At 70.0% G+C, this 24329-nt stretch carries 22 protein-coding genes, 2 tRNA genes and 1 pseudogene; 4 read left to right on the top strand and 21 right to left on the bottom strand.

Annotated elements, in window-relative coordinates:
* Nucleotides 1–109: 109 nt before the first annotated feature.
* The 14 genes and pseudogenes from DI573_RS01730 to DI573_RS01665 form a co-directional block, all read right to left on the bottom strand.
* Nucleotides 110–694, bottom strand: a complete 585-nt coding sequence (locus DI573_RS01730; RefSeq protein WP_292809979.1) for a PIN domain-containing protein — start codon at nucleotides 692–694, stop codon at nucleotides 110–112.
* 25 nt (nucleotides 695–719) lie between these two features.
* Nucleotides 720–1253 (bottom strand): helix-turn-helix domain-containing protein, encoded by a 534-nt coding sequence (locus DI573_RS01725; RefSeq protein ID WP_292809977.1) that lies wholly within the window; start codon nucleotides 1251–1253, stop codon nucleotides 720–722.
* 102 nt (nucleotides 1254–1355) lie between these two features.
* Nucleotides 1356–1568: a hypothetical protein gene (locus tag DI573_RS01720; protein ID WP_292809975.1), complete on the bottom strand. Its 213-nt coding sequence runs from the start codon at nucleotides 1566–1568 to the stop codon at nucleotides 1356–1358.
* A gap of 21 nt (nucleotides 1569–1589) precedes the next feature.
* Complete coding sequence (locus DI573_RS01715; protein ID WP_292809973.1) at nucleotides 1590–2552, bottom strand: glycoside hydrolase family 68 protein; 963 nt, start codon at nucleotides 2550–2552, stop codon at nucleotides 1590–1592.
* Between the two features lie 3 nt (nucleotides 2553–2555).
* On the bottom strand, nucleotides 2556–3503 hold the full coding sequence (locus DI573_RS01710; protein WP_283716201.1) for a carbohydrate kinase: 948 nt from the start codon (nucleotides 3501–3503) through the stop codon (nucleotides 2556–2558).
* Nucleotides 3500–4456 carry a carbohydrate ABC transporter permease gene (locus DI573_RS01705; RefSeq protein ID WP_283716200.1) on the bottom strand — a complete coding sequence of 319 codons (957 nt, stop codon included), beginning with the start codon at nucleotides 4454–4456 and terminating at the stop codon, nucleotides 3500–3502. Before DI573_RS01705 ends, DI573_RS01710 begins: the two co-directional genes overlap by 4 nt.
* Nucleotide 4457: 1 nt before the next feature.
* A complete protein-coding gene (locus tag DI573_RS01700; protein ID WP_292809968.1) occupies nucleotides 4458–5399 on the bottom strand; it encodes a sugar ABC transporter permease in 942 nt (313 codons plus the stop codon).
* Between the two features lie 53 nt (nucleotides 5400–5452).
* Nucleotides 5453–6745 (bottom strand): extracellular solute-binding protein, encoded by a 1293-nt coding sequence (locus tag DI573_RS01695; protein ID WP_292809966.1) that lies wholly within the window; start codon nucleotides 6743–6745, stop codon nucleotides 5453–5455.
* A gap of 37 nt (nucleotides 6746–6782) precedes the next feature.
* Nucleotides 6783–7874, bottom strand: a complete 1092-nt coding sequence (locus DI573_RS01690) for a LacI family DNA-binding transcriptional regulator (protein WP_292809964.1) — start codon at nucleotides 7872–7874, stop codon at nucleotides 6783–6785.
* A gap of 656 nt (nucleotides 7875–8530) precedes the next feature.
* A tRNA-Ser gene (locus tag DI573_RS01685) sits at nucleotides 8531–8619 on the bottom strand.
* Between the two features lie 103 nt (nucleotides 8620–8722).
* Nucleotides 8723–9988, bottom strand: a complete 1266-nt coding sequence (locus DI573_RS01680) for an LCP family protein (RefSeq protein ID WP_292809962.1) — start codon at nucleotides 9986–9988, stop codon at nucleotides 8723–8725.
* Between the two features lie 37 nt (nucleotides 9989–10025).
* Nucleotides 10026–10113 (bottom strand) — tRNA-Ser (locus DI573_RS01675).
* A gap of 128 nt (nucleotides 10114–10241) precedes the next feature.
* Nucleotides 10242–11198, bottom strand: a complete 957-nt coding sequence (locus DI573_RS01670; RefSeq protein ID WP_292809960.1) for an HAD family hydrolase — start codon at nucleotides 11196–11198, stop codon at nucleotides 10242–10244.
* Nucleotides 11195–12294, bottom strand: a pseudogene (locus tag DI573_RS01665) (serine--tRNA ligase). The gene DI573_RS01670 and the pseudogene DI573_RS01665 overlap by 4 nt, the downstream one beginning before the upstream one ends.
* A 77-nt stretch (nucleotides 12295–12371) precedes the next feature.
* On the opposite strand from DI573_RS01665, the gene DI573_RS01660 reads away from it, so the two are divergent.
* From DI573_RS01660 to DI573_RS01650, 3 genes are all read left to right on the top strand, one after another.
* Nucleotides 12372–13532 carry a diacylglycerol kinase family protein gene (locus DI573_RS01660; RefSeq protein WP_292809958.1) on the top strand — a complete coding sequence of 387 codons (1161 nt, stop codon included), beginning with the start codon at nucleotides 12372–12374 and terminating at the stop codon, nucleotides 13530–13532.
* A 71-nt stretch (nucleotides 13533–13603) separates the two neighbouring features.
* A complete protein-coding gene (locus tag DI573_RS01655; RefSeq protein ID WP_292809957.1) occupies nucleotides 13604–14977 on the top strand; it encodes a deoxyribodipyrimidine photo-lyase in 1374 nt (457 codons plus the stop codon).
* A 220-nt stretch (nucleotides 14978–15197) separates the two neighbouring features.
* Nucleotides 15198–16262, top strand: coding sequence for an LLM class flavin-dependent oxidoreductase (locus DI573_RS01650; RefSeq protein WP_292809955.1), 1065 nt, complete (start codon nucleotides 15198–15200; stop codon nucleotides 16260–16262).
* A 21-nt stretch (nucleotides 16263–16283) separates the two neighbouring features.
* Here DI573_RS01650 and pheA read toward each other — a convergent pair whose 3' ends face one another.
* The 6 genes from pheA to DI573_RS01620 form a co-directional block, all read right to left on the bottom strand.
* A complete protein-coding gene (gene pheA, locus DI573_RS01645) occupies nucleotides 16284–17240 on the bottom strand; it encodes a prephenate dehydratase (protein WP_292809953.1) in 957 nt (318 codons plus the stop codon).
* Between the two features lie 6 nt (nucleotides 17241–17246).
* Nucleotides 17247–17819, bottom strand: coding sequence for a signal peptidase I (locus DI573_RS01640; RefSeq protein ID WP_292809951.1), 573 nt, complete (start codon nucleotides 17817–17819; stop codon nucleotides 17247–17249).
* Between the two features lie 8 nt (nucleotides 17820–17827).
* Nucleotides 17828–18406, bottom strand: coding sequence for an alternate-type signal peptide domain-containing protein (locus DI573_RS01635; RefSeq protein ID WP_292809949.1), 579 nt, complete (start codon nucleotides 18404–18406; stop codon nucleotides 17828–17830).
* A 121-nt stretch (nucleotides 18407–18527) separates the two neighbouring features.
* Nucleotides 18528–20675 carry an ATP-binding protein gene (locus tag DI573_RS01630; protein WP_292809947.1) on the bottom strand — a complete coding sequence of 716 codons (2148 nt, stop codon included), beginning with the start codon at nucleotides 20673–20675 and terminating at the stop codon, nucleotides 18528–18530.
* Nucleotides 20668–21099, bottom strand: a complete 432-nt coding sequence (locus DI573_RS01625; protein WP_292809945.1) for a LuxR C-terminal-related transcriptional regulator — start codon at nucleotides 21097–21099, stop codon at nucleotides 20668–20670. Before DI573_RS01625 ends, DI573_RS01630 begins: the two co-directional genes overlap by 8 nt.
* Nucleotides 21078–21335 (bottom strand): hypothetical protein, encoded by a 258-nt coding sequence (locus DI573_RS01620; RefSeq protein ID WP_292809943.1) that lies wholly within the window; start codon nucleotides 21333–21335, stop codon nucleotides 21078–21080. Before DI573_RS01620 ends, DI573_RS01625 begins: the two co-directional genes overlap by 22 nt.
* A 96-nt stretch (nucleotides 21336–21431) precedes the next feature.
* Here DI573_RS01620 and pgm point away from each other — a divergent pair, with 96 nt between their 5' ends.
* Entirely contained in the window at nucleotides 21432–23072 is a 1641-nt protein-coding gene (gene pgm / locus DI573_RS01615; protein WP_292809941.1) for a phosphoglucomutase (alpha-D-glucose-1,6-bisphosphate-dependent), read from the top strand.
* An 8-nt stretch (nucleotides 23073–23080) separates the two neighbouring features.
* On the opposite strand, the gene DI573_RS01610 is transcribed toward pgm, so the two are convergent.
* A complete protein-coding gene (locus DI573_RS01610; protein WP_292809939.1) occupies nucleotides 23081–24157 on the bottom strand; it encodes a LacI family DNA-binding transcriptional regulator in 1077 nt (358 codons plus the stop codon).
* Between the last annotated feature and the right edge of the window lie 172 nt (nucleotides 24158–24329).

Here is a 24329-nt window from a genome sequence, read left to right as displayed (position 1 = left end):
ACGTACTCCTGGATCAGGTCGACCGGGTTCGATTCGTGGCAGAAACGTGGCGAGTGTTCGGCGCGAAATCAGGTGGCCGCACTCGCCCTTTAGTCACGCGATCTGGAGACTACGCGGACGCAGCTTCGACCATCATCTCGACGGCTTCGATCATGCCGTATCGGTCGCGCAACGTGTCCAGGATCTCCTCGACGGTGAGCGCTGCACCGTAGCGGCCGGAACGACTCGCGATCTCCCGCACCGCGGCGAGCGCATGCCTGGGGTTGAGCGCGACAGTGTTCTTCGCGAACTCCCTGGCGCTGAGCACCTGAATGCCCGGCGGAATCTTGCCTGCAGGGAAGTCCTTCAGGTTCTCGGTGACGATCGCTCCGGCTCCCGCGATGACGGCCGCAGCGACCACATGCTCGTCATCCGGATCGGGAAGCCCGAACGTACCTTCCAGCGGCTCCCAGCCTTCGACCTCCGCGTCGGCGAACTCTCGCCGCATCGCGGCGATGAGGGTCGCTGCGCGGCTGGCCGCCTCCACTATGGGTATCCCCCGCTTCACGAGCTTGGCCTCCTCGTGGAACTCGAGTTCTTCGAGGATCGCCGAACTCCAGGTCGGTCGATACGCGCCCTCGACCGCGAGGGAAAGGAGGAAGTCGCGTTGCAGGCTTGGCCACAGCACGCTGGTGTCGAGGGTCGCCGTGAACACGACCCCATCCTGTCAGCCTGCGAAGTCAGAGTCGGGCAGCCCGCCTCGCTGCCACTGCCTTCCTAGCCGCTTTCAGGGCCTCGAGCGTCTGCTCGATGTTGTCTTCGCCGACGGGGTCGCGCGTGGCGGCGAGCATGTCGTACTGGCGCTCACGGCGGCGTTCGCGGTATTCGAGCAGATCCGCGAGGAGAACGCGCCGGTGTGTTCCCGCCTTCTCGAACGGGATCTCGCCCTCGTCGAGGAGCTTCACAATGGTCGGGCGGCTCACGTTCAGGAGATCCGCTGCCTGCTGGGTGGTGAGCCGTGTTGTCTGGGGTACAACTGACACGGCAAGCCCGCTCTGCATCGCGTCCACGATCTTGCGGAGAGCGAGGTAGACCTCTTCCGGAAGCTCCACCTGGTCACCTGGACGCGCCCCCGCAAGAAAGTACCTTGGCTCGGGAAGAGCCCGACCGGCGGCCTCATGGGCGGTGAGGAAGTCCAGCACAGGGGCAAGCTCGACTCCCCTGCTGGGAAGGTACGTCTCTTCAACAACTGCAGCGCGAGACACGGAGATCACCTCAATAAACGTAAACGCAGGTGGTTGCGTTTGTTGCGATTAAGGTACCACGCGTCACCGACAGGTCAATAGGAGCGCGCTGGAGCAACGATCAGATCCTCGTCAGGACACCCCGAGTCGTGCGAGCGCGTAGCTCCACGGAATGCGCTCCTGCTCGAGGCGTATGTTGCGGTACGTGTCGCCGGGCGCGGCCTCAGCCGGCGCCGCGGGGGCTGCGAGCGCGAGCGACGCGGCGACGGCTGCTGCTGCCGACGCCCCGCCCACCCGAGCCCACCGGCGGGCTCGGGTGTCGGAGTGGTGGGGAGATGACGTCATCGGCGTCTCCTTTCATTGAGGTCAGGCGGAGACTGTCACCCCTGCGGCGGTCAGGCGGCCACCCACCCACGAGACGGGCATCGGGTCGGTCACACCGCCGACGAAGCGGCCGTCGGCATCTTGGTGGCGGAATGCGAACAGCAGCCACTGGCCGTCGTCGCGACGCTGCAGCAGACGCCCGACGTAGAGCGTCTCGTCGGTGAGCGGGTAGGCGTCGTCGAGGTGGAACGGCCCGGTGAGGCTGTCCGCGGGCACCGCCCAGGTGCCGCCGCGGGCATCGCTGCGGGATGCCGTGGCGTGATCACCCAGGCACGAGAACAGCAACACGGGTGTGCCGTCGACGACCTCGACCTGCATCACTTCGAGCTGCCCGAACCCGGTCTCGCTCGGCGTCGACAGCGGCGGCTGCAGGGTCCATTCCCGCAGGTTCGGCGAGGTCGCATGCCCGATGACGCCCCGCCCTGCGGGGTCACCGTGCGGGGCGCGGGCGGTGATGTACATGTGCCAGCCGTCGCCGTTCGGGTCGGCGAAGACCCACGGGTCGCGGAACGCCTCGTCGTGCCAGGCGTCGTCGGCGAGGGTCTCGTACCACGGGCCCGATGCTTCGAGCACGGCACCGGGGTGCTTCGTCCACACCTCGAGGTCGGGTGAGGTCGCATACCCGATGCGCTGCACGTTCTTGCCGCCCTCGGCGAGCGTCGACCCCGTGTAGAACATGAACCAGGTGCCGTCGGGGTGGCGCACGGTCGAGCCGGTCCACGTGGCGAGGTCGTCGAACGCGGGGGCATCGCTGCGCACGAGTGCGTCGGGCACCTGCGTCCACGTCTCAAGGTCGGTCGAGACGGCGTGACCGATCGACGCGCGGTAGTGGCGCGCATCGGGGTCCTGCAGCGCGCGCGAGGCGTACAGGTAGAAGAGGTGGTAGCGCTCGCCGTCGTCGGCGAACCAGTAGTCCCAGACCCAGGAACCGGGAAGATCGAACACGCATCAGCCTTTCGTGGTGTGGGCGAGGCCCACGGAGTTGAGGAAATTGAGTTCGGCGGCGACCGGCGGGTCGGCACCGGGCCGCGACACGGTGATCGCGGCTGCTTCGGCGCACGCGAGCAGCACATGCTCGAGCACGCCGGGCGTGAGCGCCGCGATCGCGGCCCTCCTGTCTTCGGCACCCGATGTCGCCGCGAGCAGCGCGGCGACGAGGGTGCCCATGAACGTGTCGCCTGCGCCGACGGTGTCGACGACGGTGGTGTCGGCCGCCACGACACGGTGGCGTCCGTCCGTCCGATAGGCGGTGGCGCCGCCCGAGCCTGCCGTGACCACCACCAGCGTCGGCCCGCTCGCCAGCCATTCCCGTGCGACGTCGTCGATGTCGCGGTCGGGGTGCAACCACCGCACGTCCTCATCGCTGGCCTTCACGATGTCGGCCGCGGCGACCAGGCGCTGCACGCGATGACGCACGTCGGCGGGGTCGTCGACGAGTGCGGGGCGGATGTTCGGGTCGTAGCTGAGGAGGGTCCCCGGCATCCGGTGCTCGGCCAGTTCGACGACCAGATCCGCACCCGGCGTCAGCAGCGCAGCGACCGAGCCGACGTGCAGCACGTCGGCCGGCGCGAGCGCCGCGTCGACGGGCTCGCCGTCGATGTCGAACGTGTACTCGGCAGCTCCCGCCTCATCGAGCCGGGCGGTCGCCGTCGAGGTGCGCGGTGCAGCAGCGGCTTCGATCCGCACCCCCGAGTCGGAGAGCCACCGCCGCACCGCGCGTCCATCGGGGTCGTCGCCGAGGCGCGTGTGCAGCGCCACGTCGAGCCCCAGTCTGCCGAGGGTCAGGGCGACGTTCGCAGGACTGCCACCAGGGGCGCGATCGACGCTCCCGTCGATGCGGTGCACCACGTCGACGAGCGCTTCGCCGACGACGGCCACGCGCGCAGGCGGCGTCATCCCTTCACCCCGCTCGCGGCGATCGAGCTGACGAACGCCCGCTGGAAGATCAAGAACACGATGAGCACGGGCAGCGTGATCAGCGACGTGTACGCCATGACCTCGCCCCACGCGGTGTTGAGCTGGAAGAAGTACTGCATGCCGACCATGACCGGCCGCAGCTCCTCCTTCTGCACCACCATGAGCGGCCACAGGTACTGGTTCCACGCGGGCAGGAACGTGAGGATCGCGACCGTCGCGAACGCGGGACCCGACAGCGGCACCAGGATGCGACGGTAGATCGTGAACCAGCTCGCCCCGTCGATGCGCGCCGCCTCGTCGAGCGAGGTCGGGATCGTCGAGAAGTACTGCGCGAACAGGAAGATCGAGAACGCGTTCGCGACGAACGGCACGATCTGCACCTCGTAGGTGTTGAGCCAGCCGAAGTCGTACTTGAGCAGTCCGCCCTCCATCACGAGGGTGGGCAGCTGGGCGACCCAGTAGACCATCGGCACCGCGATCGTCTCGAAGGGCACGATGAGCGTCGCGATCACCATCGCCATGACGACGGCGCGACCCTTCCACCGCAGACGCGACAGTGCGAAGCCGGCCATCGAGTTGACGATGAGCCCGAGTCCCACGGTGAGCACCGTGATGAAGATCGAGTTGAACAGGAACTGCGCCACCGGCACCCGGTCGAAGACCCCGAAGTAGTTGTCGAGGCTGATGTCACCTGCCGGCACGAACGCCATCGGCGAGTCGACGTCCTGCAGGATCTGCGCGTCGGGCTTGAGGCTCGAGACGAACATGAACACGAGCGGGAACATGAAGATGATCCCGAACACGCTCATCGCGATGTAGGTGAAGATGCGGCCCCGCAGGCGCACACGGTGCTCGCTGGCGGGCGTCGCCGCGCGGCGCTGGCCGCTGCCGCGCGTGGTGACGGCACGGGTCGAGGTCGTATCGATGGCCATGTCAGTCCTTCTCTCGCGTCAGCCAGCGCTGGATGAGCGCGATGATCAGCACGGCGACGAAGAAGATCAGCGAGATCGCCGCCGCGTAGCCGATCTCCTGCTGCTCGTAGCCCTTGCGCACGGCGTGGAAGACGATCGTGGAGGTCGAGTTGACGGGACCGCCCTGCGTCATGACATCGACCTGCACGAACAGGCCGAGGGCCGCGATCGTGATGGTCACCAGGACGAACACCATCGTCGGGCGCAGGCCCGGCCAGGTGACGTTCGTGAACTGGCGCCACGGGCTCGCGCCGTCCATCTTGGCCGCCTCGTAGAGCTCTTCGGGAATGGTCTGCAGGCCCGAGAGCCAGATGATCATGTGGAACCCGACGGCCTGCCAGATCGACAGCACGATGATGGCGCCGAGGGCCGTGTCGGGGTTGTTGAGCCAATCGACGCCCGCCCACGCTCCGAAGGTGAGCGTGTCGATCATCGAGTTGATGAGGCCGTCCTTCTGGTACATGAACTTCCAGAGGATCGACACCACGACGATCGAGGTGACGACGGGGATGAAGAAGACGACGCGGAAGAACGTCGTCCCCCGCATCCGCCGGTTCACGAGTACGGCCAGCAGCAGGCCGAGGCCCGCCTGCACCGGCACGACGACCAGGGCGAAGACGAAGGTGTTCCACGCCGACTGCAAGAAGACGGGGTCGGTCGTGAAGACCCGGATGAAGTTGTCGAAGCCGACGAACCGCGGCGGGTTCGGCGAGATCAGTCGCGCGTTGGTGAACGAGAGCGTGAAGGCGAGGATCACCGGGATCACGAGGAAGAGCAGCAGCAGGAGCGCCGCGGGGGCGATCATGCCGAGGCCGGCCCAGGTCTCGCGTCCGCGTGCGCTGCGGATGCGGCGGGTCGCGCGCCGAGGCGTCTCGGCCGCGACCGTCGGGGGTGTGACAGTCATGGGAGTGCTTCCGTGGGGACCGGTGGGGGCGAGCGCCCCCACCGGTCAGGCGATCACTGGAATCCGTACCCGTCGTTCGACGCGATGTTGGCGTCGATCTCGGAGACGGCGCGGTCGAGGGTCTCTTGCACGTCGGCGCCGTTCATGATGTCTTTCGCAGCGGTCTCGAACGTGGTCGAGATGACCGCGTAGGCGGGCGTCTCGGGACGCAGCACGGCATACTGCTGCGAGAACTCGACGAAGTCGCGCAGGGCGCCGTCTTCACCGAAGTACTCGGATGCCGCGGCTGCCGACTCGGTGGCCGGGATCACGATCTGCTTGTCGGCGAAGGCGGTGATGTACTCGTCCTGGAAGCTGAACTCCAGGTACGCGCGTGCACCGTCTGCCTGCTCGCAGCTGGACGAGATGCCCCACTGCCACGAGCCGCCGCCGATCTTGGGGCCATTGCCGAGGTCGGGCGCCGGCAGGATGAGCAGGTCGTCGCCGACCTCCTCGAGCGCCGTCAGCGCGTTCCACACGCCGGTGTAGCTGAGCGCCACCTGGTCGTCGATGAACTCCTGGTTGCCGATCGTGCCGCTCGCGTTCGCGTAACCGTCGGCGAACAGCCCCTGGAACCACTCGCCCCACGCGACGGCATCCGCGCCGTTGAGCGCGCCGCCTGCGGAGAGCATCGTGTCGCGGTCGATGAGGTCGCCGCCGAAGCTCTGCAGGAACGGCGAGTACGCGTACGGCCACCACTCGCCGGTGTCTTCGGCGCCGATGTCGATGGGCGTCTCGTAGCCGGCATCCTTCAGCGTCGACAGGACGTCGGCGAACTCGTCTGCCGTCCAGGGCTCGTCGACCGTGGGAATGCGGATGCCGTTCTCATCGAGCACCGACTGGCGAGCGAAGATGCCGAGTGCGGCGTCCCAGTAGCCGGCCGAGTAGATCTCGTCGTCCCAGACACCCACCGCGGTGGGCAGCAGCGAGTCGGTGAGCTCGGTGGGCAGCTCGAGCGGCTGCAGGTAGCCCGCCCAGGCCCAGTTGGGCATGATCGGACCGTCGAGGTCGAGCAGGCAGGGCAGGTCGTTCGAGGCTGCCGCCGCGACGATCGCGTCGTTGTACGCGCCCTGCGGGAACGACTCGTGCACGACCTCGTACTCGTCCTGCGACGCGTTGAAGTCGGAGATGATCTGCTCGTAGACCTCGAGCTCGGCCTCGTTTCCGGCCGAGTGGGTCCACATGGTGAGCTGGGTGCGACCGTCCTCGGTGGTGGTGTCGCCCTGACCGGCCTGTCCGCAGCCGGCCAGTGCCAGAACGCTCACGAGCCCCGCTGCCGCGGCGACCCGCACGGGAGTGCGCTTCATTGTGCTTTCCTTTTCTTGTGATCGACGCCCGCGTCGATCACCGATCGGTGGTCGCGGTTCGCGACCGTTCGGTTGTGTGTGAAGCCCGTCGCCGGTTCTGTTTGCCGACGTGCGCCGGCGGCGGGCCCACGGAGTCTCGTCGCACGACGGGACACTCCATGTGGTGCACGGCATCCTTTTCACCCTCCGCGCGGATGCCGAGCGCGGCCTCCATCGCCCAGCGACCCATCTCGTAGTGGGGCAGGGCAACGGTGGTGAGGGGTGGGTCCTGTTCGGCCGCGACGAACTGCTGGTCGTCGAAGCCGACGACCGAGAGGTCGCGGGGGATGTCGAGGCCGCGGGCGTGCGCCGCGCGGTAGACGCCGGTCGCCATCCGGTCGTTGAAGCAGAAGAACGCTGTGGGGCGGATCGCTTCGGGCAGGTCGAGCAGCCTCTCGGCCGCGATGCGACCACCCTGGGGCGAGGTCTGCGCGGCGACGTGCCATGCGGGGTCGGGCTCGATGCCCGCCTCGGCGAGCGCCTCCAGGTAGCCCTCGTGACGCAGGCTCGCGGCGATCGGCGCATCTTCGTTGGTGTCGATGTATGCGATGCGCCGGTGCCCGGCTTCGGTGAGCGCACGCACCGCCGCACGACCGCCTTCGCGGTCGGCCGGCACGACGGATCGGTAGCCGCCGGCCGCGGGGCGGCAGTCGAGGAAGACGGCGTCGTCGGGAAGGCCGGCCGGGGTCGAGAGCACGCGATGCCACATCGCGGCGTAAATCATGGCGTCGACCCACTGCGCGCCGAGGGCACGGATCGCGTCGCGCTCGATGTCGACGTCACCGCCGGTGTCGACGAGAAACAGCAGGTGCGAGTGCTCGCGGGCGACGTCCTGCGCACCGGCGAGCATGCGTCCGGCGAACGGCGTCGTCGCGATCTGGTCGGAGATGAGCCCGACGGTGCGGGTGCGCTGCGTGCGCAGGCTGCGGGCGACGGAGCTGGGCTGGTAGCCGACCTGCTCCGCGGCGGCACGCACCCGCTCACGCGTGGCTTCGGGGATACGCGATTCGACGTCGTTCATGACGAGCGAGACGGTCGATACCGACACGCCCGCCGCCGCTGCGACGTCGGAAATGCGAACCCTGCCCACTCCTGCTCCTCGTTGAGTCGATGGTGGCGATATCCCGCTAGAGGAATCTGCTAAATCGATTGACCAATCGGTCAGGATGATTATGCACACGCCGCCCCACTGCCGTCAAGTCCAGCTAGACGCATTCATTGGCGGGATGCTAAGTCGTCCACCCATTGATCACGTTCACCGACTTCGCGCCGCCCCTCCCCTGCCACTTGGTTGACGGAAATTGCGGGCTCTTCAGCTCGTCAGCTCGCGCGGGATCCGCTGCCGCCAGCAACCCAATCCTGCGTAGCGCCTCGGGATGAACGAGCGCCCATTCCGACCGAGCGGAGTCCGGCGACGCGGTCACGGAGAGTTGGGCACGCATTCTCCGCGGCGTGATTCACCGCCACTGCGGTCGCTCGCATCTTCGGCGCGTTCGCGACCGAGCCCGCCGTGCCGCTCAAGCGATGGCACGCAAGCACACAAGGAGACGGAGGGATTCGCGCTCTCGGTCCCGCGCCGAAGCGGCCGAAGCGGCAAGTCGAACGACCGCGCGGCGAGCAGAAAGCTACGTGCGATCGCACATGATCGCCAGAATGCTCAACACCAACCCCGTTAGGAACGTGGCAGAAATGGCAGATTTCGTGGCAGGTGGTGACAAAAAAGCTTCTGATCAGGACTTTTTCGAGCGGAGACGGAGGGATTTGAACCCTCGGTCCCCGTGAGGGGACTCCACCTTAGCAGGGTGGTGCACTAGGCCTGACTATGCGACGTCTCCATGGCACCCAACGCGAAACGGCGCGGGCGCACCCCGCAATACTAACCGCAACCGCGGCACACGACGAACCGTGGATGCTGTGGCCACAGCATCCACGCGGGTGTCAGCCGTTGCCGTTCGAACAGGTGTCCATGGCGGCCGTCTGGCCCGCGATCGCCTCGGGCAGCACTGCGGCGGTCTCGGTGGGCTCGGGCGTCGCGCCGGAAGTGGCCTCCTGGGACGGCTCGGGTGCGGGCTCGGCCGTCGGCTCGGGGGACTGCACGATCACGCCGTCACCCTGGCTCGCCTCGCCCGACAGCTGCAGCGGCTGATTGGCCTCGAGCGCCGCCCACAGCTCCTCGGCCGCCGCATAGTTGGGCACTACGCGGTTGGAGTCGGACGGGTCGGTGAGCACGGGATAGGAGATGAAGACGATCTCGTCGAACGGAACGTCCTTGACGGCGAGCGCGATCTGCACGAGCGTCAGCGGGTTGGTCAGCGTCGCGCTCGGCGTGATGTTCTGCAGCGCGGTGCCGGCGAGCGAATACAGTGTCGCGGGGTTCGCGAGCACCTCGTCGCTGATCAGCTTGCGCGCCAGACGAGACATGTACTGCTGCTGATTCGAGATACGGCCGAGGTCGCCTCCGTTGCCGACGCCGTGGCGGGTGCGCAGAAACTGCAGCGCCTCGATGCCCTGCAGTGTCACATTGCCCTCGGGCAGGTCGAGGCCCGTGTGGTAGTCGGTGATGCCGTTGGCGATGCAGACCTCGACGCCGCCGATCGCGTTGGTGACCTCGATCACGCCACCCCATGTGATCGATGCGGCGAACGGGATGTTCTGCCCCGTGAGGTCGGAGATCGTGTTGACGGCGCACGAGAGTCCGCCGTACGAGAAGGTCGAATTGAGCGGCTGCTTGCTCATCGCCGACGACGTGCGTCCCGTCTCGGGGTCGGTGCACTCGGGGATCGGCAGCATCAGGTCGCGCGGAAAGCTCACGACCGTCACCCGACGCGGGGCGTCCGAGATGTGCACGAGCATGTTGACGTCGTTGAGCTCGCCCCCGGCGTCGGGGCCCGTGCAGCGATCGCCGAAGTACTGCGCGTACTCCGGCTCGCACGCGTCGGTGCCGGCGACGAACAGGTTGACCCCGCCCTCGATCTCGCCGATGTCGGGCGGTACGGCCGCCTGCCCCTCGAGCTCGACAGCCGCGTCGGTGAAGCTCGCGACGGCCGTGTAGGCGGTGTACGAGACGACCCCGACACCCGCGACCATCACGACGGCGAGCCCGACGGCGACGAACCGCACGATCTGACCCCAGGCGGACGGCGACGACAGCTGACCGTGCCGGGCGACGGTCGACCGACGCTTCGGCGGCTTCGTCTCGCTCACTCGGATCCTCTCGGGGCGGGGGTCCGCCGAGAACGTCTGGCGGAGGGTGTGGGATTCGAACCCACGGGACATTGCTGCCCACTGGTTTTCAAGACCAGGTCCATCGGCCGCTCGGACAACCCTCCCGGCGGCACCGGAAACCCGGAACCGTCGACGGCGTCGAGTCTAACCGACAGACGAGATGGCCCCGATTCTGGCAGGAACGGCTGGCAAGGCCCTGAAAGCGGGACGCTTTCGGCGTGGCGCTCGCGCGTCAGCGACCGAGCGCCCGCAGGATCGCGGCGACCCCGCCCTCCTGCACCGAAGTCGTCACCTCGCCCGCCGCCGCGCGCACCTCGTCGGGTCCCTGCGCCATGGCGATCGCCCGCCCTCCGTGCGCGAGCGCCCACTCGAACATGCCGACGTCGTTGCGACCGTCGCCGATCACCAGCACACGGTCGGCGGGCATGCCGAGCCAGCCCCGGACGATCTCGAGCGCGGTGCCCTTGTCGACCCCCTGGGGTGCGATGTCGAGCCACGCGGTCCAGCCGATGGCGTACGAGACCTGGTTGAGACCGATGCGATCGACCAGCTCGAGGAAGTCCGACTCGGCGTGCTCCGGCGAGACGACGACGACGCGGCACACGGGCACCGCCGCGAGCTCCTCGAACGGCACGCGGTGAGCGGCGAGCAGGTTCCAGTCGTCGAGGTACTCGGTGTACATGCGCTCGCCGTTGGGCAGCTCCACGAGGTAGTGCGCATCGGGCAGGTGCTCGCGCAGCAGGGTCAGCACGGCGGTCGCATCGAAGGTCTCGGTGTGCACCCGCTCGTAGTGCACGTCGTCGCGGTCCACCCGCTGCAGCACCACGGCGCCGTTCGAGCACACGACGTACTCGGGGTCGAGCTCGAGCGCCCGCAGAATACCGCGGGTGCCCTCCCAGCTGCGGCCGGTGGCGAGCATCACCTCGTGGCCGGCCTCGCGTGCATCGGCCACGGCCTCCACGATGCCCGGGCTCAACGTCTCGTCCTCGAGCAGGACCGTGCCGTCGATGTCGAGCACGATGAGCATCGGAGCGAGCGCGGATGCCGTCGCTGCAGCATCCCCCGTCTCCTCGGCGATGTCCTCGACGAGATCGGCTGCCTCGTCGGGCGTGACGATCTCGATCGATCCGGACTCGGGCAGCGAGGCCGACCCCTCGGGCCCCTCGTCGCTCGCCCGGTACGCGGTCATGCGATCGGCTCCAGCACCTCGAGGCCGCCGAGGTACGGGCGCAGCACCTCGGGCACCGTGACCGACCCGTCGGCCCGCTGGTGCGTCTCGAGCAGCGCGACGATCCAGCGCGTCGTCGCGAGCGTGCCGTTGAGGGTCGCGACCGTCTGCGTCTTGCCGCCGTCGGGGCGATGCCGGATGTCGAGCCTGCGCGCCTGATACGTCGTGCAGTTCGAGGTCGACGTCAGCTCGCGGTACGCACCCTGCGTGGGAATCCACGCCTCGATGTCGTACTTGCGAGCCGCCGACGACCCGAGATCTCCCGCGGCGACGTCGATCACGCGGTACGACAGGCCGAGCGGCTGCAGCATCTGCTCCTGCCACGCCAGCAGACGCAGGTGCTCGGCCTCGGCGAACCGGCGAGCGCCACCTCGCTCGTGCCGGTGAGGTAGAGGTCGTCGTCGGGCAGGTGATAGACCTCGTCGGCGTGCTCGCCGAGGAACCCCGTGCCCTTCATGATCTCGGGGCGGACGAGGGTCGGCGTGATGAGCGGCGTGAATCCGGCCTCGATCGCGGTGTTCAGCGCGAGGTTCATGAGCGCCAGCTCGAGGCGTGCGCCCACGCCCTTCAGAAAGTAGAAGCGGGCCCCCGACACCTTGGCGCCGCGCTCCATGTCGATCGCGCCGAGCTTCTCGCCGAGCGCGAGGTGGTCGAGGGGTTCGAAGTCGAACGCGACGGGCTCGCCGACGGTGCGCACGAGCGCGAAGTTCTCCTCGCCGCCCGCGGGAACGCCCTCGATCACGAGATTCTCGATACGCGAGAGGGCGGATGCTGCCGCCTGCTCCGCCGCGGCGACCCGGGTCTGCGCCTGCTTGACCTGCTCGGCCATGCCCTTCGCCTCGGCGACCAGCGCGGCCTTCTCGTCCTTCGGGGCGGCCGCCACCCGCTTGCCGAAGGCGTTCTGCGCGGCACGCAGCTCCTCGAACGAGGAGAGCGCGGCACGGCGCTCGCGGTCGGCATCGAGGGCGGCATCCACCGTCTGAGGCGAGTGGCCGCGCGCCACCTGCGAGCGCTTCACCAGGTCGGGGTGGTCGCGAAGGAGCAGGGCATCGATCACCCGGACAGTCTAGTTGCGGCATTCATCGCCGGTTCGCGGGCACGGACGGGCGCCCGGCCTGACCCTAAGGTGGACCCATGACCGCGGCCTCCGGCACCTCCGACGACGAACCGGACCCCGCGGAGGCCGCCCGGCCCGACGACGTCATCCGTCAACCGGATGACATCGCGCCCGACAAGGCCGACGGCGAATCGGGCGCGGCGCGTCAGGTCACCCCCGAGGGCGAGACGACCTCGATGGATGCCCCCGACCCCGCGCCCCGCAAACGCGCGGCGCTGGTCTACAACCCCATCAAGGTCACGCCCGATCGCCTGCGTGCCCTCGTCACCGACCTCTCGGCGGCGGCCGACTGGGCCGAGCCGATCTTCTTCGAGACGACCGTCGACGACCTCGGCGACGACGTCACCCGCCAGGCACTCGAGGAGGGCGTCGACGCCGTGCTCGTGGCGGGCGGCGACGGCACGGTGCGCGCGGTGTCCGAGGCGATGGCGGGCACGGGCACGCCTCTGACGATCGTGCCCAGCGGCACCGGCAACCTCCTCGCGCGCAACCTGAACCTGCCCCTGAACGACCCGGAGCCCATGGTCGCGGCGACGTTCGCGGGCGACACGCACCCCGTCGACATCGGGTTCGCCGACATCCGCCGTGCCGATGGCACGCGCAATCGACACGCCTTCGTGGTCATGGCCGGAATCGGCCTGGACGCCGCGATGATCGCCAACACCAACTCGCAGCTGAAGAAGGCCGTCGGCTGGGTCGCCTACGTCGACGGCGCGGCACGTTCGCTCGCGACCGCCAAGGCGTTCCGCGTGATGTACCAGATGAAGGAACGCCGGCTGCACTCGGCCAAGGTGCAGAGCGTGCTCTTCGCCAACTGCGGCGCGCTGCCCGCGGGCATCTCGCTGATCCCGGAGGCCTCGGTCGCCGACGGCCTGCTCGATGTCGCGATCATCCAGCCCACCGGCGCGTTCGGCTGGTTGGGCGTCTGGCGCAAGGTCTGGTGGGACAACAGCGTGCTGCGCCGCTTCCGCGCGGGACGCCGCGTACTCGAGCGTCGCGGCCGCGACTCGTCGGTGCGCTACCTGCAGGGTGAGGGCATCGAGCTGGCGACCCAGCCGGCGCAGCCCATCGAGCTCGACGGCGACGAGTTCGGCGAAGCGGTGCGCATCCGCTGCACGATCGACCGCGGCGCGCTGCTCATCGTCGTGCCGGACGGGCACGACACGTCGTCCCTGTAGCGGCCTCTGCCCGGTCGGGCGTCGCGCGTCAAGGCCGCGCCGCAGCATCCCCGCGCCGGTAGCCTGCAGAAATGACGAGCCCCTCGATCGTGTGGCTGCGCGACGACCTGCGCCTGGCCGACAACCCCGCCCTGCGCGCTGCTCTCGACCGCGACGAACCCGTTGTCGTGGTGTACGTGCTCGACGAGGTCTCCCCCGGCATCAGGCCGCTCGGCGGAGCGGCGAAGTGGTGGCTGCACGGGTCGCTGGCATCGCTGGGCGAGCGCCTGCACGAGCGCGGCGGCACGCTCGTGCTGCGCCGCGGCACCGCCGCCGACGTGCTGCCGCGGGTGGTACGCGACACCGGCGCGGGCGCGGTGTTCTGGAACCGTCGCTACGGCGGCGCCGAGCGCGATGTCGATGCGGGGCTGAAGGAGACGCTGCGGGCCGACGGCGTCGAGGTCGCGTCGTTCGCCGGGTCGCTGCTCTTCGAACCCTGGACCGTCACGACCGGCGCGGGCGGGTCGTACTCGGTGTTCACCCCGTTCTGGAAGGCGTGTCTCGCGCTGCCCGCGCCGCGCGCTCCGCTTCCCGAGCCGCGCGCGGTGCCCGCCCCTGCGGAGCGAGTGGACTCCGACGAGCTCGACGACTGGGCTCTGCTGCCGACCGCGCCGGACTGGGCCGGCGGGCTGCGCGAGGTGTGGGAGCCGGGAGAGCCGGCCGCGCGGGCACGGCTGCGCGAGTTCCTCGCCGACGATCTCGCCGACTACGACGCCGCGCGCGACGAACCTGCCGCGGGAGCGACCTCGCGACTGTCCCCGCGTTTGCGCTGGGGCGAGATCAGTCCGTACACCGTGTGGCACGAGACGGTGTCGGCACGGGAGTCGGGAGCGAACGCGGGCGCCGCGTCGCGGTTTCTGAGCGAGATCGGCTGGCGTGAGTTCGCCGCGCACGTGCTGTTCTCGCATCCCGATCTGGCGACAGTGAATCTGCGCCGCGAGTTCGATGCGTTTCCGTGGCCGCGGCTCAAGCCCTCGCACCTCGAGGCCTGGCAGCAGGGCCGGACCGGCGTGCCGCTCGTCGACGCCGGCATGCGGGAGCTCTGGCGCACCGGCATCATGCACAACCGCGTCCGCATGGTGACGGCGTCGTATCTGATCAAGAACCTGCTGATCGATTGGCGGCGCGGCGAGGAGTGGTTCTGGGACACCCTGGTCGACGCCGACGGCGCCTCCAACCCCTTCAACTGGCAATGGGTCGCGGGCTCGGGGGCCGATGCGGCACCGTACTTCCGCGTCTTCAACCCCGAGCTGCAGGCCGAGAAGTTCGACAGACACGGCACGTACGTGCGGGAGTGGGCGCCCGACCACGCGGAGGGCCGCGGACCCGAGCCCCTTGTCGATCTGAAGCGCTCGCGCGCCGCGGCACTCGAGGCGTACGAGCAGGTCAAGCGCGCAGCGCGCTGAGCCCGGCGCCCGCCCGGCCGTGCGGCGCGTACGGCGCGGGCTCCGCGGGCGCCGCGTGCCAACATTCCGGAGACATCGCCCCCGAGGGGCCGATATCGGCGCCCGGAGCCGACAGACGCGGCAACTCTCCGGAGTGTTGCCCCGTCTCCGGCCGACCCCGCCCCGCGGGTCCCGCAGAGGCCGCGGGAATGCCCGGCGGCCCCGCGCGTTTGACTCTGCGATGTCTTCTTCCGCCGCCCCCGCCCTGTCCGTGCTCGATCTCGTGCCCGTGAGGTCAGGGCAGACCAGCGCCGAGGCGGTGGCGGCATCCCTCGATCTCGCACGCACCGCCGACGAGCTCGGCTATCGCCGGTACTGGTTCGCCGAGCACCACAACATGCCGGCGGTCGCGTCCACGGCGCCGCCGGTGCTGATCGCCGCCGCCGCCGCGCGCACGGCGCGCATCCGCGTGGGCTCCGGTGGCGTCATGCTGCCCAACCACTCGCCCCTCATCGTCGCCGAGCAGTTCGCCGCGCTCGAGGCCCTCGCGCCGGGGCGCATCGACCTCGGCATCGGGCGCGCGCCCGGCAGCGATCCCGGCATCACTCAGCTGCTGCGCCAGTCTGGCACGACGAGCGAGGTCGACCGGTTCCCCGACAACATCCGCGACATCCTCGCGATGTCCTCCCCCGAGGGCGCGACGGTGCGCTTCACCAGCGGCGGCACGTACGACGTGCACGCCACCCCCGCGGCGGGCGCCGCACCCGAGGTCTGGCTGCTGGGATCGAGTGACTACTCGGCGCAGCTGGCGGCGTCCCTCGGTCTTCCGTACGTGTTCGCGAACCACTTCGCCGGGGAGGGACTCGAGCGGGCGCTCGCGCTCTACCGCGACCAGTACCGCCCCAGCCAGTCGCACCCCGCGCCTCGCACGTTCGTGACCGTCAACGTCGTCGCCGCCGCGACCGCCGACGAGGCTGAGGCGCGTGCGCTGCCGCAGCTGCGGATGATGGCCAGGCTCCGCACCAACAAGCCCCTCATCCCCCTCGAAACCGTCGAGCAGGCGCAGGCCGAGCCCATGGACCCGATCGCAGAGTCCTTCGTGGCGTCGGGCCGGCAGCGGTGGTTCGTGGGCACGGGCGAGCAGGTCGCCGCCGAGGTCGCGGCCTTCGCGAACCTGCACGGCGTCGACGAGGTCATGCTCTCGCCGGTCGCGGGCGCCTTCGACGCCGAGCCACGGGATGCTGCGGGTGGCCGCGCGCAGACACTCGAGCTCGTCGCGGCCGGCGCCCGCGCGGCGGTCGGCTGACGCCGCCGCGTCGCTCCCGGGCTACGCCTCGGGGGCGCCGCTGAGCAGTCCGCGCAGCCAATCGCGCGCCTCGACGAAGACGTCGTCGGAGTAACGATCGGGATAGCGGACGACGTTGCGGTCGGCACGGGGGTACGAGCCGAGGAAGAGCACCTTCGGGCTGAACCGCCGCAGGCCCAGCAGGGCGTCGGCCATGCGCTCGTCGTGGATGTGCCCGTCGGCGTCGATGACGAACCGATAGCGGCCGAGGGCGTCGCCGATCGGGCGCGAGGCGAGCAGGCTGAGGTTGATGCCGCGGGTGGCGAACTGCTCGAGCAGTTCGAGAAGTGCTCCCGGGTGGTCTTCGGGCAGCTCGACGATGAGGGACGTCTTGTCAGCGCCGGTCGGGGGCGCCGGGGCGACCGTACGGCTGACGAGCACGAACCGCGTCACGGCGCTCGGGTTGTCGCCGATGTTCTCGGCGAGGACGGCCAGGTCGTGGTGCTCGGTGATGGTGGGCGGGGCGATCGCGGCATCGGCGTCGTTCGTTCCATCGAGCAGGCCCACGGCGCTCGCGACATTGCTCGCGCTCGGCAGGTGGGCGTGCCCCGGCAGGGCCTTGGTGAGCCACTGCAGGCACTGCCCGTAGGCGACGGGATGCGCGGCCACGACGTCGACGTCCGCGAGGCTCGTGCCGGGCAGAGCGACCAGCACGAAGTTCACAGGCACGAGATACTCACCCACGATGCGCAGTCCGGGAACGGTGGCCAGAGCATCTTGTGCAGTCGAGACACCGCCGTCGACGGAGTTCTCGATCGCGATCATCGCGGCGTGCGAGCGGCCCTCGGTGACATCGGCGAGCGCTTCGCCGATGTTGCGTACTGGCCGCCAGCGCTGCCCCCGCGCCTCGGGCACCTGCGCGAGGGCCGCCTCGGTGAAGGTTCCGGCCGGCCCGAGGTAGCTGTAGGTGCGGGGGGCGGGTTCGGCGGCGGTCGTCACAAGCAGTCAGCCTAGTCGGGCATCCGCGCCCTGTTCGGGTGCCTCGAGGCGGGTGCGAACCTCTCCCTGCCGGCGGATGCGATCGCGCCAGGCGCTCACGAACATCCAGATGGCGTAGACCAGCAACGCCCCGCTCGCCAGCGGGAGCACCCATGCGCGCAACTCCCCCGAGATCAGGACGTTCATCCATCCGAGCAACGGGATGCTGTACAGCAGCACTCCGCGCAGCTGGGGCGCCCGGACGGGTTCGAGATCGGCGGCGTCGTTCGCATCGCCCTGCGTCACCAGCACGCGCTCGCCGTCGCCCGCCCGACCCTCGCCGACGACACGGTGCGTCGCGACGGGGGACTTGCCGGATTCGAGCTGAAAGGTGACGACATCGCCCACCCGGACCTCGTCGAACTCGCGGGGCTGCACGACGACGAGCGACCCGAGCGGAATCGCGGGATCCATCGAGCCGCCGAGGATGGTGTACCGCTCACCTCCGGCCGCAACGGGCACGACGAGCACCAGCGCGGCGATCAGCGCGACGAGGCCGAACGCGCCCCACGCCAGCCCCCGACCGAGTGAGGCGATCACCGACCGCGTCAGCCGACGGCGTCAGGCAGAGGTTCGGCGACCTGCGTGAGCGTCACCGGAAGCGGCTTCAGGCTGATGCCGTAGACCATCGTCTCCGAGTCGGCGTGGTCGGCGGGAACCGCGACCTTGACCGTGACCTCCACCAAACCGCGCCCCGAGACGTTGAACGAACGCGCCTCATTCGTCGCCGAGAACGTCAGGTTCTCGGACCACTCCTCCACGACACTCACCGTGAGATCGGTCTCGAGCGCGTCGAGGACGAACTGCGGGGTGTCCTCGAACTCCAGCTCGGCGACGTTGAGCACTGTGTCCGCCCCCGTCGCGACATCGATCCCGAATCGGTGGTTGTAGGTGACCACATCTCCGGGCACGAGCCGGCTGTCGTAGCTGTTCAGCGTTTCATAGGACATCTCGTCGCCGTTGAGGTAGTAGGTCTTCGCGCCTTCCATGAGCTGGACGTGCCCCATCTGAAGGGTCAGCTCATCGGTGCTCTCCGAGGCCTGCCAGTAGGCGAGCGATCCGGCACCACCCCCGAAGAGAGCGACGGCCGCGCCTGCGGCGATGGTTCCTTTGATGACTTTGTTCATGGGGTTCCTTGGGGAGAGGAAGTCGGCATCGTGCGGGGACACCGCTCACGCTAGGGTCGCGCGCGTCCCCGGGACGCGGGCTTCACCCACCGACGTCGGTGGTTGTGGACGCTGGCGTGGCTCAGCCCGGGAAGTTCCGGGCGCTGCCGTCGACGACGACCTGAGCGGCGGTTGCCCGACCTGGCGGGAGCAGCCGGCCGACGAACCGTCGGTGCGCCTCGTCCAGCACACCCTGCATCCACTCCGCGATCGTTGCGGCGGCCACCGCGTCGATCTCCGCCTGCCCCGCGTCGTCCAGCAGCACCACGTCGACCCCGCGGATGCGCGCGCGTACCGCGGCCTCGATCAGGGAAGGATGCAGCAGCCGGCCCGCGCGGTAGCCATCCCGCAGTCGCCCCTCCAGGGCCCGGGCACGGGCACGGTCGTCGGCGCTGAGCTGCTCACCGGAGGCGATGCGTGCGAGAAGGGGCCCTGCCAGCTCGTCGAGCTCGGCGCGCCGAGCCTCGATCTCGTGTTGCGCCGCACGATCCCATTCCCGCTGCTGCGTCGCCGATGCCGCTCGACGGGCGATGGCACGGGTAGACCGTCGCATGCGCACGATGGATGCCGCGAAGAGCGCCCCGAGGCCGACGATCGTCGCCGTCCGGACCACGATGCTGACGATCTGAGTCAGGTCGCCGCCCCGCACGGACGCGTCCGCGACGAGGAGGAGAAGGAGAGGGACGAGACCGACGACCGCGAGTGCGGGACGCGCGTCGAACGCCACGGCGACGAGGACGAACCCGGCAGCGGGGATGAACCACGCGCTTCCGTAAGTGAGGGGTGGCGGGGTCGCGAGCAACCCGCCGAGGATCGTGACGCCGAGGACGACGACCACCGCGACGCCCCGCGACGCGCGCCCCGGCGGAATGGGCAGAACGAGCGCGGTCGCCGCCAGGATGCCCGCCAGGACGGCCAACGGCCACCATCCCGCACCGGGCTCGGCGGAGACCCCCGCCGCGGCCACGAGCGTCTGCGTCAGCACGAAGAGAGCCGCGATGGCGAGCACACCCGGCAGCGAGAAGACGGGGCGCCGGAACGAGGGGGGCTCGGCGAAGTGGACGTCGGGACCGCTCTCCTCGTCCCAGCGCAGCTCCACGGTCGTGCCCCGCCCCGGTGCCGATGCGACGCGCGCGTCCCCGCCGGCCAGGTCCCGCATGGCGCCCTCGATGCTCGTCGCGATACCCAGACGACCCGGCGGGATCGACGGGGCTGAGAACCCGACGCCGTCGTCGACGATCCACAGCACGAGTCCGGCCCCGCCGACCTCGAGGCGAACGCTCCGGGTGCACGTCCCCGCGTGCCGAACGCTGTTGTCGAGGGCCTGCCTCGCCGCGACGACCACCGCGTCCTTGACGTGCTCGCCGGGAACGACGGCCCGCGCCACGCGCTCGACGGTGAAGTGCGCTCCCGCCTCGTCGGCGAGCACCCGAAGTCGATCGATCCAGTCGTCGGACTCCGACTCGACGGCGATCACGGCGGTCGCCCGCCGGGCCTGCAGGCGCACCGCCTCGGCCGTGCCGACGACCGCCTCCGATGCGCCGCGGAGCGCCGCCAGGACGTCGTCGTGGACGAAGGAGGCGACACGGGCGCGCGCAGCGAGGCGACCCCGTGCCGCCCCCTGCTCGGCCACGACGGCGTTCACCCGCGCCGCGGTCGCGTCCAGCTCCCGACTGACCCGCAGGACGCGCGCCGAGATCAGGCAGAGCGTCGCGCCGGTCATCAGCGCCTGAGCATCGTTTGCGAGCCCCGTCATCGAGTAGCCGCCCAGGGCGACGCGGTATGTCGCGAGCAGCCCCGCCCAGGCGAGGATCGCCGCCCAGCCCAGGCCCGGTCCCCCTGCGACCACGGCGGCGACGGCGAATCCACCCACGGCCGTCAGCACCCAGGGCACGGTTCCCGCGGTCGCGGTGCCATCCAGCACGCCGCTCGCGGGCGCGAACAACACGAGCGCGAGGAAGAAGATCGCCACTCCGGCCGCGGCCCCGACCCGCAGCGCCCGCACCCCCACCCATGCCGATGCAGCGCCCACGACCACGAGCACCGCGAAGGCCGCACCGGTCACGACGGAGAACCACCCCGGGAGTTCCACCCGGCCCTGAGGATCAGCGACGACGAACGTCGTGATGGACGACATCACCACCGTGACGGCGATCCCCGAGACGAGCAGCCGCGCAGCGGCGAGTTCCGCGCGGCGTCCGCCGCGCATCCCCCGCGCGAGCTCACCCACGGCGCGGAGCAGGCAGGAAGCCGTCCTCGAGGCTGCGCTGGTACAGCTCGATCTTCGTCGCCGCGGGGCGCCCGAGCTGGCGATACACGGCGCGGATACGGCGCAGATGATCGTTGACCGTGTTCTCGCTCACGTACAGCGCGGCCCCCACCTCCTTGGCACCGAGGCCTACGGCGTAGAGCCCCAGCACCTCTCGCTCCCGAGCGGTGAGCGGCGCCGCACGCAGCAGAGGGTCGGTGTCCAGGGCCGACGCCCACTCGGTCGTGGGCACGTACTCCCCGCGTGCTGCGGCGAGCAGCGCGGCGGCCAGGACATCGCGCGGAACGGACTTGCGCACGATGCCCAGCGCGTCCGTCCGCGACGCCTCGCGCACGAGGTACGGATTCTCCGCGGCGGTCAGGATCAGAATGGACGCCCCCCCCACGCAGTGGCCGCCCGTACGTTCGCGTCGGGGGCGGTGCCATCCGGCAGACTCAGATCGAGCACGACGAGATCGGCGTCCCGACGACGGCGGACGAGAGCATCCATCGTCGTCTCGTGCCGGGCGAAGACCAGATCGGGTGCGTCGTCGACGATCGCCCGCACCGCCATCGCCACGAGTTCGTGATCATCGACGATCGCGACCCGCGTCGGCATCGCGGTCGGCTGCACTTCCGTCACACGCGGCACTCTCGAACCATATCGGCACGCACCCGCCGGGGTGTGCGAACGCGACGAAAGGATGCTGGAGCGCCCTCGGCAGGGCAGACTAAGCACATGAGCCGCGCAGGACAGCCCGCCGAGGCATCCGATCTGATCGACATCGACGAACTCATCTCGGCGTACTACGACCGAAAGCCGGACGCCGGCATCCCCGAGCAACGCGTCGCGTTCGGCACGAGCGGCCACCGCGGCTCGTCGCTGTCGACGAGCTTCAACGAAGACCACATCCTCGCCACGACGCAGGCGATCATCGACTACCGCCGCGCGCAGGGCATCGAGGGGCCCCTGTTCCTCGGCCGCGACACACACGGCCTCTCGCGCCCCGCCGAGCGCAGCGCCATCGAGGTGCTCGTCGCCAACGGCATCGACGTGCGCGTCGACGCGCGCGACTCGTGGGTGCCCACGCCCGCGCTCAGCCACGCGATCCTCGCGTACAACCGCGACCTCGACCTCGACGACTCCGGCCGCGCCGACGGCATCGTCGTCACCCCCAGTCACAACCCCCCGCGCGACGGCGGGTTCAAGTACAACCCGCCGAACGGCGGGCCCGCCGACACCGACGCGACCGGCTGGATCGCGAACCGGGCGAACGAGCTCATCGCCGCGGGCCTGGACGGCGTGCAGCGCGTGCGGTTCGCCGACATCGTGGCCGACTCGCTGGGTACCTACGACTTCCGCCAGGAGTACGTCCGCGACCTCGCGAGCATCATCGACCTGGAGTCGATCAAGAATGCGGGCGTGCGCATCGGCGCCGACCCGCTCGGCGGGGCATCGGTCGACTACTGGGCGCTCATCGCCGAGATGTACGGTCTCGATCTGACCGTCGTGAACCCGGACGTCGACCCGACGTGGAAGTTCATGACGCTCGACTGGGACGAGAAGATCCGCATGGATCCCTCGTCGCCGAACGCCATGGCCTCGCTCGTCGCGCGACGCGACGACTACGACCTGCTCACGGGCAACGACGCCGACGCTGACCGGCACGGCATCGTCACCCCCGATGCCGGCCTGATGAACCCCAACCACTACCTCGCGGTCGCGATCGACTACCTGTTCTCGCACCGCCCGGGCTGGGGCGCCGATGCCGCCGTCGGCAAGACGCTCGTGTCGTCGATGATCATCGACCGCGTGACCGAGTCACTCGGGCGGCGCCTGCTCGAGGTGCCGGTCGGATTCAAATGGTTCGTGCCCGGCCTGCTCGACGGGTCCGTCGCCTTCGGCGGCGAAGAGTCCGCCGGGGCGTCGTTCCTGCGCACCGACGGCGGGGTGTGGACGACCGACAAGGACGGCATCATCCTGTGTCTGCTCGCGGCCGAGATCCTCGCGGTCACGGGCAAGACGCCCTCGCAGCGGTACGCCGAGCTCGAGGCCGAGTTCGGCGCGTCGGTCTACCAGCGGGTCGACGCGCCCGCCTCCCCCGCGCAGAAGGCGGCGCTGTCGAAGCTGTCTCCGGATGCCGTCACCGCGACGGAGCTTGCGGGTGAGCCGATCCTCGCGAAGCTCTCGCACGCCCCCGGCAACGAAGCGGCGATCGGGGGGCTGAAGGTCGTGACCGAGCATGCGTGGTTCGCCGCGCGCCCCTCGGGCACCGAAGACGTCTACAAGCTCTACGCCGAGTCGCTGCGCGGTCCCGAGCACCTCGCTCAGGTGCAGGCCGAGGCCCGCGCCGTGGTGTCCGCCGCCCTCGGCGACTGAAGCGGCTCTCATCGCGAAGACCCCGGGGCACTCTCGCGCACGATGAGCGACGTCGCGACGATGTCGTGGGCCGCAGCATCCCGACCCTCGACGCGTGCGAGGAGGGCCGACACGGCGCGCGCTCCCAGGGCGTCGAAGTCCTGCCGCACGCTCGTGAGCGGCGGCCAGTAGTCGGCGGCGTCGAGCACGTCGTCGAAGCCGACCACCGCGACCTCGCCGGGCACGGCGCGACCGCGCTCGTGGAGCGCGCGCAGCACGCCGAGTGCCATCTGATCGTTGGCGGCGAACACCGCCTCCACCCCCGGGTCGTCGGCCAGCGACCGACCCGCGACGTGACCGGATGCTGCGCTCCAGTCACCGCGCCGGACCTCGGGCGCCGCGATGCCGGCCTCGTCGAGCGCCGCACGCCAGCCGCGTTCGCGCTCGGCCGCCGCGTACGCCGAGGCGGGCCCCGCCACGTGATGGACCGTGCGTGCCCCGCGCGCGAGCAGATGCCGCGTGGCGGCTGCGGCGCCTCCCGCGTGGTCCGACTCGACCGCGAGGAACCGCGCATCACCGCCGGAGTCGATCGCGACGACCGGCATCCCGGCCGGGACGTTCGCGGCGCGGGCCGCGGGCGTGGCCTCGTTCAGCACGATCGCACCGTCCACGCCCTGCTCCGCGAGCGCGGCGAAGGCGGAGTCTGCGGGTAGGTTCGCGGCGTCCGGGGCGGCGTCCGGGGCGGCGTTCACGGCATTCGGGGCGGCGTCCACGGCATTCGGGGCGGCGTTCGCGGCGGGCACGGAGAGGCTCGCGACCACGACCGCGTACCCGCGCGCCGCGGCAGCGGCGACGAGGCTCTCGAGCATGCGGGTGTTGCCGACCGAGGCGAGGGTCGCGACGACGACGCCGAGCGTGTGCGTGCGCCCCGTGCGCAGGGCGCGGGCCGCACGGTGCGGACGATACCCGAGACGCTGCATCGCGGCCTCGACGCGGGCCCGCGTCGCCGGATCGACATTGGACAGACCGTTCGCGACGCGCGACACCGTCTGACCGGACACCCCGGCCTCGGCCGCGACATCGGCCATCGATACTCGCCGCTCCATGCCGACCTCTTTCTGTTCACAACTCCGGTGGTTCGCCGATGTTGACGTTATCATTGCGTCCGCACTATCGTGTTGACGTGAACACTCCGGAGCTTTGGACAGATCCGACCTCGGACGCCGACCCCGAGGTCGGACTCGGCGGCACTACCGCCGAACTCACCGTCACCGCGCT

The organism is Microbacterium sp., assembly GCF_003248605.1.
Taxonomy (GTDB): Bacteria; Actinomycetota; Actinomycetes; order Actinomycetales; family Microbacteriaceae; genus Microbacterium.
Note: the sequence above shows the minus strand (reverse complement) of the source record. Positions and strands in the feature narration are given on the sequence as shown.

What these genes read in the sequence shown, in the direction of transcription:
- DI573_RS01695 (WP_292809966.1), bottom strand. Translation starts at nt 6,745, where the DNA reads ATGAAGCGCACTCCCGTGCGGGTCGCCGCGGCAGCGGGGCTCGTGAGC.
- DI573_RS01635 (WP_292809949.1), bottom strand. Translation starts at nt 18,406, where the DNA reads ATGAACAAAGTCATCAAAGGAACCATCGCCGCAGGCGCGGCCGTCGCT.
- DI573_RS01720 (WP_292809975.1), bottom strand. Translation starts at nt 1,568, where the DNA reads ATGACGTCATCTCCCCACCACTCCGACACCCGAGCCCGCCGGTGGGCT.
- DI573_RS01705 (WP_283716200.1), bottom strand. Translation starts at nt 4,456, where the DNA reads ATGGCCATCGATACGACCTCGACCCGTGCCGTCACCACGCGCGGCAGC.
- DI573_RS01650 (WP_292809955.1), top strand. Translation starts at nt 15,198, where the DNA reads ATGTCTTCTTCCGCCGCCCCCGCCCTGTCCGTGCTCGATCTCGTGCCC.
- DI573_RS01670 (WP_292809960.1), bottom strand. Translation starts at nt 11,198, where the DNA reads ATGACCGCGTACCGGGCGAGCGACGAGGGGCCCGAGGGGTCGGCCTCG.
- DI573_RS01700 (WP_292809968.1), bottom strand. Translation starts at nt 5,399, where the DNA reads ATGACTGTCACACCCCCGACGGTCGCGGCCGAGACGCCTCGGCGCGCG.
- DI573_RS01655 (WP_292809957.1), top strand. Translation starts at nt 13,604, where the DNA reads ATGACGAGCCCCTCGATCGTGTGGCTGCGCGACGACCTGCGCCTGGCC.
- DI573_RS01660 (WP_292809958.1), top strand. Translation starts at nt 12,372, where the DNA reads ATGACCGCGGCCTCCGGCACCTCCGACGACGAACCGGACCCCGCGGAG.
- DI573_RS01610 (WP_292809939.1), bottom strand. Translation starts at nt 24,157, where the DNA reads ATGGAGCGGCGAGTATCGATGGCCGATGTCGCGGCCGAGGCCGGGGTG.
- DI573_RS01710 (WP_283716201.1), bottom strand. Translation starts at nt 3,503, where the DNA reads ATGACGCCGCCTGCGCGCGTGGCCGTCGTCGGCGAAGCGCTCGTCGAC.
- pgm (WP_292809941.1), top strand. Translation starts at nt 21,432, where the DNA reads ATGAGCCGCGCAGGACAGCCCGCCGAGGCATCCGATCTGATCGACATC.